Origin of the sequence: uncultured Erythrobacter sp. (genome assembly GCF_947499705.1) — a bacterium.
Taxonomy (GTDB): domain Bacteria; phylum Pseudomonadota; class Alphaproteobacteria; order Sphingomonadales; family Sphingomonadaceae; genus Erythrobacter.
Genome location: NZ_CANMPJ010000001.1, coordinates 2,484,744 through 2,500,738, shown reverse-complemented (window position 1 = coordinate 2,500,738; position 15,995 = coordinate 2,484,744). Strand labels below are relative to the sequence as shown.

General features: G+C 61.2%; 8 protein-coding genes. 3 read left to right on the top strand and 5 right to left on the bottom strand.

The genetic code is table 11. The annotated features are described in order from the left end of the window. Positions 1-27: 27 nt before the first annotated feature. The 4 genes from Q0837_RS11690 to Q0837_RS11675 all read right to left on the bottom strand — a co-directional run bounded on the left by Q0837_RS11690 (position 28) and on the right by Q0837_RS11675 (position 12,232). On the bottom strand, positions 28-3,192 hold the full coding sequence (locus Q0837_RS11690; protein ID WP_298469196.1) for a YadA-like family protein: 3,165 nt from the start codon (positions 3,190-3,192) through the stop codon (positions 28-30). A 253-nt stretch (positions 3,193-3,445) separates the two neighbouring features. Beyond that, positions 3,446-5,563: a YadA-like family protein gene (locus Q0837_RS11685; protein ID WP_298469194.1), complete on the bottom strand. Its 2,118-nt coding sequence runs from the start codon at positions 5,561-5,563 to the stop codon at positions 3,446-3,448. A gap of 233 nt (positions 5,564-5,796) precedes the next feature. Further along, a complete protein-coding gene (locus Q0837_RS11680) occupies positions 5,797-8,865 on the bottom strand; it encodes a YadA-like family protein (protein ID WP_298469192.1) in 3,069 nt (1,022 codons plus the stop codon). A 202-nt stretch (positions 8,866-9,067) separates the two neighbouring features. Beyond that, entirely contained in the window at positions 9,068-12,232 is a 3,165-nt protein-coding gene (locus Q0837_RS11675) for a hypothetical protein (RefSeq protein ID WP_298469189.1), read from the bottom strand. Positions 12,233-12,431: 199 nt separating this feature from the next. On the opposite strand from Q0837_RS11675, the gene Q0837_RS11670 reads away from it, so the two are divergent. From Q0837_RS11670 to Q0837_RS11660, 3 genes are all read left to right on the top strand, one after another. Further along, positions 12,432-13,307 carry an MBL fold metallo-hydrolase gene (locus Q0837_RS11670; RefSeq protein ID WP_298469186.1) on the top strand — a complete coding sequence of 292 codons (876 nt, stop codon included), beginning with the start codon at positions 12,432-12,434 and terminating at the stop codon, positions 13,305-13,307. A gap of 107 nt (positions 13,308-13,414) precedes the next feature. After that, positions 13,415-13,768, top strand: coding sequence for a hypothetical protein (locus Q0837_RS11665; RefSeq protein ID WP_298469183.1), 354 nt, complete (start codon positions 13,415-13,417; stop codon positions 13,766-13,768). Next, a complete protein-coding gene (locus Q0837_RS11660; protein WP_298469180.1) occupies positions 13,758-15,296 on the top strand; it encodes an FAD-binding protein in 1,539 nt (512 codons plus the stop codon). Before Q0837_RS11665 ends, Q0837_RS11660 begins: the two co-directional genes overlap by 11 nt. Before the next feature lie 19 nt (positions 15,297-15,315). On the opposite strand, the gene Q0837_RS11655 is transcribed toward Q0837_RS11660, so the two are convergent. Then, positions 15,316-15,984 (bottom strand): SOS response-associated peptidase family protein, encoded by a 669-nt coding sequence (locus Q0837_RS11655; RefSeq protein WP_298469176.1) that lies wholly within the window; start codon positions 15,982-15,984, stop codon positions 15,316-15,318. Between the last annotated feature and the right edge of the window lie 11 nt (positions 15,985-15,995).

Sequence of the window (15,995 nt, the reverse complement as noted above, 5' to 3'; positions counted from 1 at the left end):
CCGGCTCGGTGATCGATCAAGCCGGCGTCAGAACTCCCCGGCAACACCGGCGCGAACGGCGGTGGAATTGCCGCCTGCATAGGTGACACCGGCGGTGATGGCGAAGTCGCCTTCCAACCGGTGCATCACGCCCAGCGACACGCCCACTTCGCCGCGATAGGTCGCGACATTGCTCGCGTAGCTGGTCTTGCCTGCTTCGGAGGGAAAGTGCGGATTGGCCTGCGCTGCGATCGCCGCGATGCCGCGCTGCGCGTCGCGGTCGATCGTTCCGGCAAGGTCGAACAGCGTGTCGACTTGCCCTTCGAGCTCAGTCACTCTGCCCGAAAGCTGGGTGAACTGCGCATCCGTCACCTGCGCCAGCGCCGGCGTGGCGAGGGTGTTGAGCACTGCCGGGCTCCTTCCCGTTGCCGAAGTCGCCACGCGGCGTGTGCCTGCGTCCGCATCGGCGTCAGCAGGCGGTGCCGTCACCGCCTGCGTTTCGTCGATCATCGCAATCTCGGTCGGACGCTCGGCGAGCCCGCGTGTCGCATCGGCTGTCATTACACCTTCGCCGGGTGCTCCGACCGGGCCTCCATCGACGCTGGTATGCGTGAAGGTCGGCGCGGCTTCTGACGCGACAGCCTGATTGGATTGCACCATGCCTACCGGCGCGCTGGCTGACGACGGCACACTGTTGGTGAATCCGAGGTTCCCGGCAGAATCCACCGTAACGAAGAACAGCGATCCCGATTGCGCAGCGTTCGACGCTCCGGTCGGCAAGCCAGGAATGGTGACAGTCACCGGGCCGGTGGCGCCGAAGCCCGATCCGTCCTGTCCGAGCACAATCTGGTTGATCCGCGTCGTGATCGCACCCGCGCCCAAGGCAAAGGAGGCGGCGTGCAGCGCGCTCGATCCGGTGCCGATGGCAGAGGAGAAGTTGGCCGTCGCGTCTGCGCCCGAACCAAGCGCCAGTGAAGACCCGCCGCTGGCATTGGCGAAAGAACCGAGCGCGGTTGAATTGACCCCGCTCGCGCTGGAAATCGCGCCGAGCGAATAGGATAATGCACCCGTCGCCTTCGCGTCCGGACCAATAGCTGTCGAATAATCACCGGTCGCCTCCGACCCTTCATCATCGGCATCGATCGGACCATCCCCGCCGATGGCGATTGCGCTTATCCCGCTGGCTGTGGTGAGCGTGCCGAGCGCGAAGCTGTCCACACCCTGAGCATCCGCCATTTCGCCAATCGCAATCGCACCTTCGGCTGCGGCGACAGTTTGTGCGCCAATTGCAACCGAGTTGTCGCCCGATGCACTGGCAAGGGAGCCCTGCGCAAACGCAGAGACGCCGCTGGCATTCGCAGCGTTGCCAAGCGCGACGGCGGAGCCGGCAGTAGCCTGAGCTGCCCTGCCTACCGCAGTCGTGTTCACAGAGGTCGCATCGGCGGAATTTCCAATTGCTGTCGCACCAATGTCGGTGGCTGTTGTGGCGATGCCCAAAGCAGTCGCACTCTCTCCGCTGGCAAGAGCTGCGCTGCCCAATGCGGTGCTGTTGGTGCCTGTTGCTTCCGTTTCGAAACCTACGGCCGTGCTCCGTTGCGCGCTACCTACTGCAGCCGACCCAAGAGCTGTGGCACGTGGACTTGTTGCCTGTGCGCCGGTGCCAACTGCCATGCTTAGGGTTGTGGACAAAGTGTTTCCGCCAATGCTGATTGCATCGTTACCATTGGCGTTGGCGGCTGCGCCAATGGCGATTGCGTCCGTGCCCCCAGAGCTGGCATCTGCACCAAACGCGATGGAGTCCACTCCGCTTGCCTGCGCGCCCTCTTCTCCCGGGTCACTGGAATCACCGCCGATAGCAATAGCACCGCTGCTGAACGTTTGAGAACTGGAACCCAGTGCAATCGAATTGGCGCCGCTGGTTGAAGATTCGCCCCCTATGGCGATGGAGCGGTTGCCGCTGGTCGAAGTATCGCCTCCTATTGCGATGGAGCGGGTGTTCGCGGCGGAAGAATTTGTGCCAAGGGCGACGGTTCTTGTCCCTGCCGATGAGCTATTTGCACCAATAGCAACAGCCCCTGTCACCGATGCGCTCGCCGATTCACCAAATGCACTGGCGTTATCAGAGGTCGCGCTGGCTGATTTGCCTACTGCCGTGGCATCGATTGTATCGGCAATGGCATCGTGACCAATCGCGACCGTATTTGTCGCACTTGCTTCGACGTCCGTTCCCAGCGCAACCGAATTCGACCCACTGGCCAAACTGTTGGCCCCTATTGCGACCGCACTTGATTGGGTTGCATCGGCTCCCACGCCGATTGCTATTGACGATATGCCGGCTGCCTCAGCGTATGCGCCCAGAACAGTTGAATTCACGGCGGATGCGTTAGCGTTCGATCCAACCGAAGTTGCATTGGCGAATGATGCTCGCGATCTCGCGCCGAAGCTTGATGCATCGGTCGCCGTAGCCCGAGCGTCAAAGCCAAGCGCAGTGGAATCTTCTCCGGTTGCATCGGACTGGTTTCCGATGGCAGATGCGCCCACGGCTGATGCTTCGGCGATCCAGCCCAAAGCGGTGGAGTTCGTCGCACTGGCCTCTGCATCTACCCCAATACTTGTTGAGGAAATGCCGGTAGCCTCCGCCAGATATCCCAGAGCGACAGTGCCTGAAGCGGTCGCACTGGAGCTTTCGCCAATTGCCGTTGCACCGAGCGTCGTCGCTTGCGAATTGCGTCCAACAGCGGTGGCCCTGGTGTTCGAAGCAATCGCCCCGCGCCCAACTGCTGTTGCGCCGGTTCCCGTTGCGTTCGCAGCGCGGCCAATCGCGGTTGATTCGAGGCCAATGGCTCTTGAATCGGCCCCTACGCTGGTTGCTTCGTTCTGGTTTGAAATCGCATCCTCGCCCACAGCGGTGGAGTTGATGCCCGATGCAATTGAAGCCTGACCTAGCGCGGTCGCATCGGCCTGCGTGGCGGACGCAGAGTTACCGACCGCAGTGGATCTGTTGCCGGTTGCTTCTGAACCCACACCGCATGCCAACCGCTCGTCATTGTTGTTGGAGTTCGCCCCGCCATCATTGTCGGTGAATTGATCGACAATCCCGTCATTGTCGCGATCCAGCAGGCAGTCATCGGCCCGTACTTGTTCGACAGGCAGCATCATTGACGCCCCGACACCCAGAGTGAGCGCGGTCGAAAGCAGCAGTGCATTTTTCATTATATTCCCCTTGCTACGGTGAGCAGGGAAACCGCGGTGCGACGCGATCGGCTGCCGGCATATTTGCCGGTCAATGCCCTGTTTCGATCACCCCCACTCGATCAGAAACATTGTGAAGATAACTGAGCTAACCGGAAACCAAAGCAAAAAATTGTAGATTTCCGACGGTATTCCAGCGATTTGCAGGGCTGGATGCCCCGTTACGGGACACCCAGCGCCGCGATTGCAGAAGGCGTTTTTCAGAAGGCGTCGTTCAGAAACCGATGGTCGCCGCGACCCGCGCGCCGACATTCTCATCGCTCGTATTGCCGCTGACGCTGGCGGACAGATACACGCTTTCCGACACGCGCCCGGTGAGCGATCCTGAGAACGCTTGCTCGCCGCGATAATTGGCGGCGGCGACCGTCATCGAGACATTCTTGCCCGGCACAATCGGAGCTGCGCCCATGGCCATTGCCATCGCCACACCGCCGCGCGTGCGCTCGTCGAGATCCTCGAGCTGGAACTCCAGCCCGGACACCCGCCCATCGAGCGCCAATACGCTGGTTTCGAGCTGCGCAAACTGGGCATCGCTGACTTGCGAGAGAGCGTTCAGCGAAACCCGGACATTCTCGACTGAAGCGGCTGTCGCGACGGAGCTTGTGCCCAGCACACCGCTGCCATCGACCGTCACCGCTTCAACCGGGCCTACCTGCGCCGCCGTGCTTGCAGCAATATCGCCGATCCGCACCGAGCTTCCCGTGCCGCCCAATGTAACTTGGTTGGCTGCGGTTGACGTTGCATCAACGCCCAGAGCGGTTGAGTTCGCAAAACCGGCATTGGCTCTGGCGCCGAGCGCTGTGGCGTTTTCTGCCGTGGCGGCAGCCGCTGCGCCGAGCGCTGTCGAACGATCGCTTGCGGCGGAGCTGGAAGAACCAATCGCCAAAGACGAACCGCCCGCCGCGTTCGAAAATGAGCCGATGGCAGTCGCATTGGTGCCGCTGGAACTGGAAATTGCACCGAGTGCATAAGACAGTCCGCCTGACGCCGAAGCATCCGGTCCGATGGCAAGCGAGAAGTCGCCTGTAGCGCTTGCGCCGTCCGAATCCACATCAACCGGCGCATCGCCGCCAATGGCAATTGCGCCCGTTGCGGTGGCATCGCTCCGCGCCCCGAAGGCAAGAGCTCCGGTACCGGTGGCTTCCGCGAAGGACCCGAAGGCCAGCGCGTTGCTTTGGCTGGCTGCGCTTGACCGGCCGATTGCGATGGCGTCGCTCGCTGAAGCGTTGGCTTGCCGTCCCAGCGAAACCGCAGCGATACCTGTGGCCTGCGCATCCGTCCCGACTGCCACAGCGGCTGTGGAGGTGGCGTCGCTATTCTGGCCGATAGCGAGAGCTTCGCTGGCGCTTGAAATGGCCAGACGTCCGAAAGCCGTGCCGAAGGCAGCCGCCTGCGCCCCAGCGCCGATGGCCGTGGCATCTTCACCGTTAGCGTTCGCGCCAAAACCTGCCGCGAGGCTGTTAGCGCCTCCGACTGCGGAACTGGCTCCTAGCAGGGTCGAATTGTTGAAATCTGCGATTGCGTTTGCGCCGATTGCTGTGCTGTCGGTTCCGATGGTTTGCGAGTTCACACCCACGACAGTCGAGCGGGCGCCAGAGGCAATCGTACTTGTGCCGATAGAGGTCCCGCCAACGCCACTGGCGGTTGCCCCCTTGCCCAAGGCGACCGCTGCAACGGTTGATGCCACCGCGTCGGCACCAATCGCGACAGACTCGGCTCCGGTCGCCTGCGCGCCTAGCGTATCTCCATCGGTGCCATCGCCTCCGATCGCGACGCTGCCCGAATTGGTGGCGTCGGAATCGGTGCCGATGGCGATTGAATTTTGGGTTGGCGCAGCGGCGCCGTGGCCAATTGCGATTGCGCCCGCACCGCTGGCGTTGGCGGACTGGCCGACTGCAGTGGCGTCAGCCATGCTTGCAGAGCTACCTTGACCGAGAGCGGTCGCGCGAGCTCCGCTCGCAATTGCGGCCTGTCCGACAACCGTGGAATCATCACCGGTCGCTTGGGCGAAGTGGCCCACAGCCGTCGCGTCAGCAGCCGTTGCTTCCGAGATACGACCAATTGCAATGCTGCGCAGCCCTGTTGCATTGGCCTCGCTGCCAAAAGCACTGGCGAATGAACCCGTGGCCACTGCGCCGACGCCGCACGCCGTTCGGGTGTCTGAATCCGAAGAGTTCGCCCCGCCATCATTGTCGGTAGGGCCCAGATCGACATTGCCATCATTGTCCCGGTCTAGCAGGCAGTCATCGGCGCGCGCCTGCTCCGCGGGCACAATCAACGAAGCGACAGCGCCTATTGTGAGCGCAGTCGAAAGCAGCAGTGTATTCCTCATTTCATTTCCCTTTCATCAGCGATGAAGGGACGGTCGGCTCACGACCCGACCAGTCGGCTCTGTGGCCGATTATGAAAACTGCGCCAGTTGTCCCTAATCCGTTCAAAACCTCCGCATCGTGAAGGCTTTAGAGCATTGGATTACTGCTTACTTGTCGAAATGAGACAATTTCAAATTGCGTGGAATGCGACGTTCGCATCCCACGCAATCGTTCTTCCGTTTGTTTCGCTATCTTAGAAGCCCAGCGTAACGCCAACGCGTCCGGCAGTTTTCCCGTTGCGGTTGAAGCCGGTCGCCACACCGGCGTTGACCGCGACATTCTCGCTGACGAGCGCGCCGATCGTGAACGATCCGGCATGCGCGCCATCATAGGTGCCGACATTGGCGCTAAGGCTAAAACTGGTGTCAGGCAGGAAGGTGGTTCCGCCCATCGCCACAGCAACCGCAGTGGAGCTGGCGATCTCGTTACCGAGGACTTCCAGTTGCCCTTCGACCAGATCGAGCCGTCCTTCGACCGAAGTCACCCGCCCAGCGAGCGCGTCAAACTGCGCGTCTGAAATTTCGGCGAGAGCGTTGATCGAGGTGCGCACATTCTGCACCGAAGCGGCGGCTGCGACTTGCTGACGACCGAGCGTTCCGTTCTGATCGACAGTGACCACGTCAACCGGCCCAACCTGCGCCATGGTCGAGGCTTCGATATCGCCGATCCGAACCGCGCTGCCCGTGCCGCCAAGAGCGACTTGGTTAGCGGCTGTGGTGGTGGCTCCAGCGCCAACTGCCGTAGCGTTGGCTTGGTCGGCGACGGCTCCCGAACCGATGGCGGTCGAGTCCGTCCCACGAGCGCGGGTGCCAAAGCCGATAGCGGTCGATTGCACATTGGTCGCCTGCGCGGTGTTGCCGATTGCCGTGGCACGGTCGACAGCAGCGAAAGACTGATAGCCCAGCGCGGTCGAGAACGTGCCGCGCGCTTGAGAAAACGCACCAAAGGCGAGAGCGCCGACACCGTTCGCGCCTGCACCGGAGCCGACAGCGGTGGACTGCACGCCGGTCGCCAGCGTTCCCGCACCCAGCGCGGTGGTGTTGAGACCAGCCGAGAATGCATCAGCACCGAGGGAAGTGGTCTGGGTGCCGAGCGCCTGCGCGCCGAATGTACCGTTGGTGTCATCGTCATTCCCGTCACCGCCTAGGGCAACAGAACCCGATCCTGTGGCAGAGGTAGCATAGCCGATGGCCACCGCATCGTTCGCATCAGCGCGAGCAAGGCTGCCAAAGGCTGCTGCACGATCGCCTTCCGCATTGGCATCAGAACCAACTGCGACACTATCGACATTCCCGGCAAAGGCATCTGCGCCCACTGCGATAGCACGGTCACCCTCGGCGCCAGCGGTGCCGACTGCAATTGCATCTGTACCGGTCGCGCTGGCAGCTGAACCAGTGGAATTGACGGCAAGGAATGCGCTACCGCCACCGCCGCCAGATACTCCGGCAATCGCGGCATTGAGTTGGCCGAGATTGACCGCGTCGGTGGCGTCAGAGGCAGCAGCGACATTGGTAATTCGGCGCTTGATCGTCTCCGACCCGATAGAGAAGACGCCTGTTCCACTCGCAACCGAACCCGTGCCGACTGCAACCGATCCGTCGCCGAACACCGAGCTGCCTAGACCAATCGCGACGGCATTTGCAGAGAACGAAGTGTCGGCACCCGCGCCAACCGCGACAGACCCGCCCGAAGCCGCAGCAGCGACACCGACTGCGACGTTTCCACTACCAAAGGCATCGGCATCAGCGCCGATGGCAACGGATTCTGTGCCATTGAAGGAGTCGGCGTTGTTGCCCAGCACAACCGAACGACTGTTTGTCGAGTTGGCTCCATCACCGATGACAACGGAAGAGATGACGTTGGCGGTAGCGTCGGAACCTATGGCGATGGAATTGTTGCTAGCCGAGGCCGGGTTCCCCGATCCGTCAACGTCGATGAACTGGTTCGAGCCTGCACCCCCAGCGACCGCTGCATTGAGCTGCGCCACGGTTACGGCGTCGTTGGCGTTGATACCGTCCTGCACATTGGTAATCCGACGCCTGTTACTGCTGCTGCCGACGGAAACCACGTTGATTTCTGAGGTCTCCGAATTCCGACCGAGTGCAACAGAACCCGATCCATTCACGGCAGCTCCGTCGCCGAGAGCAACACCGCCATCTTCGCTGAAGGCATTGTTGCCGATTGCTACGATGTTACGCGCGTTTGTTCCGACGCTGGTGTTGTTTCCGACCAGAACGGTTTCGTTGACACCCTGAGCGTTGACGCCAATGCTAATGGCATTGTCCTGCGCGTAGGCATCTGCGCCAATCGAGATGCCGGGTCCGCCGCGAACCTCGGCGTTGTCGCCGATTGCTACGCTGTCGATACCGAAAGCTGCACGAGCACCGCGTCCGATAGCCACATTACCTTCGCCGCTGGCGACGGTTTCAGATTCGAAGGTTTCGCTGTTTTCCGATCCAATGGCGATGGCTCCGGCCGCGGTCGCTTCGGATTCGGTCCCCAAGGCAAACGCGCCGGTTCCGGTGGCCTCAGAAAAGTTGCCGATGGCTACCGCGTTCACTGCTGCGGCGTTTGCAAAGTTGCCGACTGCGACACCATTGGTTCCGCCGCTCGAAACGGACGCTCGGTGACCAAGCGCAACACTGTTCTCCGCATTGGCAGCAACGCTTGCAGTTGCCCCGACCACTGTGGCGCGCTGCGACTGCACATTCGCCGACCAGCCGATGGCGATCGAGCTGAGCCCGTTGGTTACCGTCCCGGCGCCAAGCGAGATTGCGTAGGAACCGGAGGCGGTTGCTGCCTGACCTATCGCGATGGATTCACGGTCAGTTGTGGTCGCAGAAGATCCGAGCGCGATCTGCGCAAAGTCGTTGGTGCTCGCAGTATCACCGATAGCAATAGACGCGCCGCCACCCGCTTGAGTGTTGCGACCGATAGCCACCGCTGCCGCTTGTGTAGCGTCCGCCGATTGCCCGATGGCAATGCCTGATGACCCGGTGGCTGCAGAGCTCTTGCCAATAGCAATCGATTCAAATCCGGCCGCGAAGGTGTCTTCACCCAGTGCAGTGGAATCGCTTCCGGTTGCCATGGAGTTTTCGCCGCATTCGAGACCTTCGTCGTCAGTTGCAGCAACCCCATCGGGACCGACGGGATTGTTGTTGCATGGGGGCGTTGCATCCGCCCGCGCCTCTTGCGGCATTGCCAGCACACTCACAGCAACACCTACGCTCAAAGCGGTCGAAAGCAGCAGTTTGGTTTTCATCGTCAGTCCCTCTCGTCAAAACAAAGGGGGAGACGATCAAGTGTCACAGCAAATCCGTTTCGCGCCCCCGCAATCCGGGACAAAAGCGTCTCAAATCATGGATGTCATGTATTTCAGCGGCATTTTCAGGAATTTTCTGCGGGTTGGTGGTACGGAGTGTCGAATAAGTGACACTCCGTACCAGAGCCGGACGATTGCGGTCTTAGAACCCGAGCGCAAAGCCCGCCTGCGCGATCACATCGCCGTCGCCTGTGTTGCCTGCCACGCCAGCTGTCAGAGCGAAGCTTTCGGTCGCGCGCCCGACCAGTGACAGCGCATAACCCTGTTCGCCGCCATAGGTTGCGACATTGCCTGCAACGACAAAGTCCTTGTCGGGCAGGGCAATGGCGCTGCCGAGCGCGGCGGCTGCCGCAATGCCGCCGCGCGCGCGTTGATCGACGTCTTCAAGCCGGAACTCCAGCCCGCTGACCCGGCCATCCAGGGCAAGCACCTGATTGGAGAGCTGGTTGAACTGGGTCTCGCTGACCTGCGCCAAAGCGTTCACAGAGGTGCGGACATTGGCTACCGAAGCAGCTGTCGCTACCTGCTGGCGACCGAGCGTGCCGTTCTGATCGACTGTGACGACATCGACAGGACCAGACTGGGCGAGGGTGGACGCCTCGATATCGCCAATCCGTACCGCACTGCCCGTGCCGCCGATGGCGACCTGATTGGCGGCGGTGGTGGAGGCCCCTGCGCCAATTGCGGTGGCGCCCGTTTGATCCGCGATGGCACCCGCGCCGACGGCAGTCGCGTTGTTGGCCCGAGCGCGCGTGCCGAAGCCTATCGCGGTTGCCTCTTCACCGGTTGCTTGAGCCGTGTTGCCAATCGCCGTCGAGCGCGCAGCTGGCGCAAAGCTGGCATAGCCAAGCGCGGTCGAAAAAGTCCCGCGCGCCTGGCTGAACGCGCCAAATGCGAGAGCGCCGGTACCGTTCGCGCCCGCTCCGGAACCGACGGCGGTTGATTGCACGCCCGTGGCGTTAGATCCCGCGCCGAGCGCGGTGGTGTTGAGCCCGGACGAGAAGGCGTCGGCACCGACAGAGGTGGTCTGTGTGCCGGTGGCGCGTGCTCCGAAATCGCCATCATTGGAATCGAACGAGCCGTCGCCCCCGATTGCGACAGAAGCTTGGCCTGATGCGACTGCGAATGCCCCGAGCGAGGTTGCGTTCGTCGCAAGAGCTAAGCTGAAATAGCCCAATGCGCTTGCGTTGTCCTCAGTCGCGTCAGAAAAGCCACCAATTGCCGTAGCGCGATCTGCAAGGCCTTCTGCGACAAAACCCAAGGCCAAGGCTCCGAATCCTCCCGCCTCCGCGCTGACGCCCAAGGCAACCGCGTTCCTCCCATCCGCTCGGGCTTGGAAACCAATCGCAATGTCATTGAATTGGATTGCCTGCGCAGATGCACCAACTACTGTCGATTGAGCCTCTGTTGCTATTGCCCCTGTCCCAATCGCGAGAGAATCATTGCCATTGGCGGTTGAATTCCCACCAATGGCAATGGCTTCGTCGCCTGTCGCGCTGGCTGCAATTCCGGTGGAATTCACGGCCAAATAGGCGCTCCCACCTCCACCGGAAGACACGCCCGCAATCGCAGCGTTAAGCTGACCGAGATTGACCGCGTCGTTGTCTTGGGTGCCAGCGGCTACGCTAACAATCTGGCGTCCGCCTACCGCTACAGAATCAGCCCTGTTTGCAATGGTTCCAAAGCCCAACGCCACTGCATTGGTTGCGCGCGCGTCGCTTCCCGAGCCGATGGCAACAGCGTTGTCACTGGTCGCGTCTGCGCCGGATCCCACTGCAGTCGAACTTGCGCCGCTCGCATCAGTACGCCAACCGACAGCAACCGAGCCGTTGCCGGTCGCTGTGCTGTTTCCTCCGCCTAGCGCTACAGAAAATGCGCTAGCATTCGAGCGTTCTCCGATGGCCACGGCATCAGTCCCGGAAGCATTTGAAAAAGCTCCAAACGCGAGTGCGTCGATTTCGGACGCGGACGCGGAGCGTCCTAGAGCGACTGCCCCGGTTGAATTTGATGAAGCATCTTGGCCTAAAGCGATCATACCAGTCACGCCGGTGAGAGATGAGAACGCTTGCGCGCCAGAGCCAATCGCGATGGCACCCGGTTCGTTCGATGCGGTGTTGGCGCCGATTGCAATCGTTCCATTGTCCGAAGAGATTGCCGATTCTCCGATCGCAATCGCATCGGCTCCGGAGGCGAGTGCTCCGGAGCCGGTTGAGTTGATATCGACATAAGGATTACTGCCAGCCATCGCAGCGACAGCGTTGAGCTGCCCAACGGTTGCAGCATCGGTGTCGGCCGTGCCATTGGCGACATTCACAATCCGGCGCTTAAGACTGTCGTTGCCGACGGAGACGACATTGAGCTCATTGGTGAGCGAGTCAGCGCCCAATGCGACGCTGTTCGTGCCAAGTGTCTGAGCTCTGGCTCCGATAGCTACGCTATTGTTTCTTCTGGCGAGAGCAGTGTGGCCAATGGCCACCGCGTCGGCGACGTTGGAATCGCTGAAGCTGTTTGCACCGATTGCTACGGAGCCTAGTCTTGTGACAACGTTGCTTCCGATTGCCACGCTTTCCTCCCCAGCGCGTGCAGTTTGGCCTACCGCAACACCGTTTTCTCCAGTCAAAGAAGCAAACCCTATCGCAACTCCACGCTCGCCGGTATCGACGCGTGCGTTCAGACCAATTGCGATGCTTGCAAACCCCGAAGCAATTGGCCCTTGGAATGGTGAACTCGAGTTGTCGTCGCCACCTATAGCGATCGCCCCGCGACCTGTAGCTTCCGCGTGACTTCCAATCGAAACCGCATCGCTCGCAGTAGCTTCAGATCCAATCCCCAAGGCAACTGAAGATGCACCGCTTGCAACAGATTGTGTTCCGACTGCCAATGCACTGGTAGCTTCCGCAGTTGCACGGTATCCAAGTGCTGTTGAGAATTGTGCACTAGCACTACTAAACCTTCCAACAGCCGTCGCAAAGTCCATGCTTGCCGACGCGGAACTACCCAATGCAACGCTACTTGCTCCGGTCGCTGTCGCGCCGAATCCCAAGGCAACGGCGGACGAACCCGATGTAGCGTTGCCGCCGATGGCCGTGGTGAATGAGCCAGATGCGCTCGCGCCGACGCCGCATGCTAGGTTGTCGTCACGATTGAGCGAATCCGCCCCGCCGTCATTGTCGGTAGCGGCATCAACGACGCCATCATCGTCGCGGTCCAGCAGGCAGTCATCCGCCCGCGCATCTTCCGGCATCGCCAATACACTCGCAGCAACACCCACGCTCAGAGCGGTCGAAAGCAGATATTTGGTCTTCATGGGACGTCCCTTCGTTTTCACACAGCAAGGGACAGTGATGGCAATTCGCCATCGATTCTTCGCGCCCCTGTTGGGACGTATCAAAGGCGACGAGTATGAAGCGCGCAAGTATCACGGGGACATCGGCTCAAATATTTCCTATGACGTTGCCAATAGATAACGGCTGGGGAGGCTACACTTGGTAAGGTTCGGAACACTCATGGCCGCGGTGGTTCCAATGGTTGTGGCGCTCGCAGGTTGCGCCAACGAAGAACCTGGCGCTCCAGCCTCTGCTGCCACGCGAGCGAGCTCGGCGACCGGCACTGCCACCTCGATCCTCAATGCCGGGGTGACGGCGCAGATTGGTGCGCCGGACGCTGCGATGAAGTTCCTGTTCGACCCGCTATACGACAACCATTTCGGATCGCTTGAGCAGCTCGACGCAGCCTTGATCGAGCGCATTGTGGCGGGTGAGGCACCTTACGACAATGTCACCGCCGTTTTCGTGAGCCATGCGCACGGCGATCATTTCTCGGCACGTCACATCACCCGAATGCTCGCGGCGCAGCCGGAGCTGCAATTGGTAGCCCCTGCACAGGCAGTGGAGCAGATGCGCGCGGTTGAGGAGTGGAATCCGACCTTCGCGACGCGCATCAGGGCAATCTCGCTGGACAATGGAGCGCAGGCCGAAAGCTTCGAAATCGGCGCGGCCAAGGTCGAGGCGTTCCGATCACCCCATAGCGGTTGGCCAGATCGCCATGCCGATATTCACAACATCACCTTCCGCGTGTCCGCAGCGAGCGGCGCGCAGATGGCGCACCGCGTCATGCATCTGGGTGACGCCGATCCCGGCACCGAATATTACGAGCCGCATGCCGAGTTCCTCTCAAGCGCCCGTAGTGGCCTCGCCATCGTACCGTTCTGGTTCTTCAGCGAAGACGATGCCGAGGGGCTGGTCGACACAACGCTCAATGCAGAAGGGGCGGTCGGCATGCATGTTCCCGCGCAGGAACCCGCCTCACTCAAGGATAGCGGCTGGGATTACTTTACCGAAGAAGGTCAGGTGGTTCCAATTGCGGAAGTCTCAGAGCAATGAACGCGCGTATCGGATAGAGTCTTCGAAATAAACGACAAATAAAGTCAAATTGAGAATCCGGCCCGAATAGAGTACAGTTGCACCTTCTGCGATAGGGAGGGCGTGCGATGACCAAACTGTCTTTGGGGGGATCGGCGTGTGTCGCCGCACTCTTGCTGAGCGGATGCAGCACGACCCATCATTTCCAGATCGAGCTTCCTGTTCGCGAAGGCAGCGCTCAGCCTGCTAAAGTCGAAAGCTTCGGCGGCGCGATTGCCAATGTCGAAATCCTCGAATGCGAGAGTAACGGCGTCGCTGACGTATTTGTGAAGCGGGGCTTCTTTGAATCGCTGCTCAGCACGATCACCCTGGGCGGCTATCAATCCACCAAGATCGAATATGTCTGCGCCAAGGAAGCGGATGGCGAAGTGCCGACCCTTGGGGGATCGCCCGAAGGCGAGGGAGCGAGCGATGGCGACTGACCCGCAAATCCGCGAGATTTCCAACACCAACTGGATCAACTGGCACCGCACCTATGCTGTCGATGCGGCGCGGCATCTGCAACTGCGTCCGGCATCCGGATCGCTCCGGCCCGCGAGTTTCAAACGGTCGGCAGAACTGGTGCTCGATCTGATCGAGGAGGCGCGGACGGCCGGTGCTACCATCAGGCCGATGGGTGCGAATTGGTCATTCTCGCAGGTTTCTGCGCAGCAGGATGCGTGGCTGCTCGACACCTCACCCGCCAATCGCAAAGCGCTACTCGGACCTGCCGCGCTCGATCCCGGCTTTACCGGCGATCCGGACAGCCTGCTGCTGACGCAATGCGGGACGTCGGTTCACGAGATCAACCAATACCTCGAGCGCCAACGTGAGCGATCGCTCGCGACCTCGGGTGCCAGCAATGGGCAGACGATCGTCGGCGCGATGTCTACGGGCACGCATGGTTCGGCGATCGATCATGGCGGCATTCAAAGCCTGGTGGTCGCGATCCAGTTGCTGACTGTCGATGGGCAGAATCTATGGCTCGAACGCCCCTCCCGACCTGTTGTGGCGCAAAGTCTCGCTGAAAGCTTCGGCGCAGTCCTCACCCGCGACGACGAGAAGTTCGAAGCCGCGCTTGTCAGCCTCGGCCTGCTCGGCGTGATCCATTCAGTGGTGATCGAAACGCGCCCGCGATTTCTACTCAGCGCCTCGCAGTTCGAGCATCCTTACGACGACACGCTCCGCCAGGCGATGCGCAATTTCGACCCGCGCTCGCTCGACATTCCCGGCGATGTGACCATCCCGCCGGGCAACCCGCAGCCGTATTTCTTCCAGGCCGTTTTCAACCCGCATGCGCCCGACGATCCGGCGCGGGTGAAGATCATGTATGAGCTGCCCTGGGACCCGGACTACGAGATTGACTACCGCCAGCAGGGCAAGTTCGGTCCAGCTTACGATCTGCCCGGCTTTGTCGGCAAACTGCTCGACGTGCTCGATCCGTTGACGCCGTTTGTGACGACCGAGATTTTCAAGCTGCAATTGAAGTTGTTCCGCAACGAAATCGGGTCTTGGGGTGAGATGTTCAATTTCACCACGCCGCGCTCGCAGACCGCCGGGGTGTCGGTGGCTGTCCCGGCTGCGCGCTGCGACGAAGCGCTCGACATTGCGCTCAAGACCCACGCCCGCTTTGGACCAGCACCCATCGCTTTTGCCTGCCGCTTCGTGCAGAAATCACCCGGCCATCTCGCCTTCACCCGCTACGATCCAAGCTGCGTGATCGACATGGACGGGCTGAACTCGGTCAACACCCACGCCATTGTCGAACATATCCGCCGCGCGCTGGATGAAGCGGAGATTCCCTATGCGCAGCATTGGGGCAAGTTTCACGATCTGACCGGCGGGCGCTTGGCGAACTCCTACGGCGGCGATCTCGACCGGTTCCTCGCGGCGCGGAACGAATTGTTGCCCAACGCAGCGGACAAGCGGACATTCTCGCTAGCGGCACAGGAGACGGTGATCGGGCTTTAGTTGAGGGGCGTCAGCGTGCTCAGCCTGCTTTGAAAGGATGCTCGATCAAGGGCGGGCTGCCTTGCTCGATCAGCTTTCGCGCTGTGTCCCATCCGCCATGCAACCAGATCTGCCGTGCCTGCTCTTCATCGGGCAGGACCACGGGCATTGCCTTGCAACCGACCTCTTTCGGTGCGCCCCGTGCATCCTGCGTTAGCAGCGCGAAGCCGGGGACTTCTTCGTCTTTCCAAACACCAGCCATGGCAAAGATCGGTTCGTCCGGCGGCGCAAACCAGTGCTTCAAACGCCGGCCTTCATAGTCGGTCTCGCTGCCCCAAAGCATGAAGGACGTCACCGGGATCAGGCAGCGGAACTCACTGTTGCGCAAATTGCCGATCCAGAACGGGCTGTCCGGATTGCGCACGGTCGTGACCCGCCGCATCGGATCATCTGCCGAAGGGGGAGGGGCCACGCCCCAAAGTCGCGGGACAAGTCGCGGTTGCAGCCGCCCGCCCGCAGGCCGAGGTCCGGCGATAAGTTCGCGCCCTGCGGTGACAATCGGCGCAAACTTGAGAGGCGCGACATAGCCGCCCTGCCACGGGTCTTCGCCAAGGCGCGCGCAGAACCGGTCCGCGATTGCAGGGGCAGTCGTATCGAGACGGTAAAGCTGTGTCAGACCCCTGCGCCTCCAACCGCGCCCAAGCCCCAATCGGCATTTTC

Coding starts and splice junctions, on each gene's coding strand:
- Q0837_RS11690 (WP_298469196.1), bottom strand. CDS start 3,192: ATGAAAAATGCACTGCTGCTTTCGACCGCGCTCACTCTGGGTGTCGGG.
- Q0837_RS11685 (WP_298469194.1), bottom strand. CDS start 5,563: ATGAGGAATACACTGCTGCTTTCGACTGCGCTCACAATAGGCGCTGTC.
- Q0837_RS11680 (WP_298469192.1), bottom strand. CDS start 8,865: ATGAAAACCAAACTGCTGCTTTCGACCGCTTTGAGCGTAGGTGTTGCT.
- Q0837_RS11675 (WP_298469189.1), bottom strand. CDS start 12,232: ATGAAGACCAAATATCTGCTTTCGACCGCTCTGAGCGTGGGTGTTGCT.
- Q0837_RS11670 (WP_298469186.1), top strand. CDS start 12,432: ATGGCCGCGGTGGTTCCAATGGTTGTGGCGCTCGCAGGTTGCGCCAAC.
- Q0837_RS11665 (WP_298469183.1), top strand. CDS start 13,415: ATGACCAAACTGTCTTTGGGGGGATCGGCGTGTGTCGCCGCACTCTTG.
- Q0837_RS11660 (WP_298469180.1), top strand. CDS start 13,758: ATGGCGACTGACCCGCAAATCCGCGAGATTTCCAACACCAACTGGATC.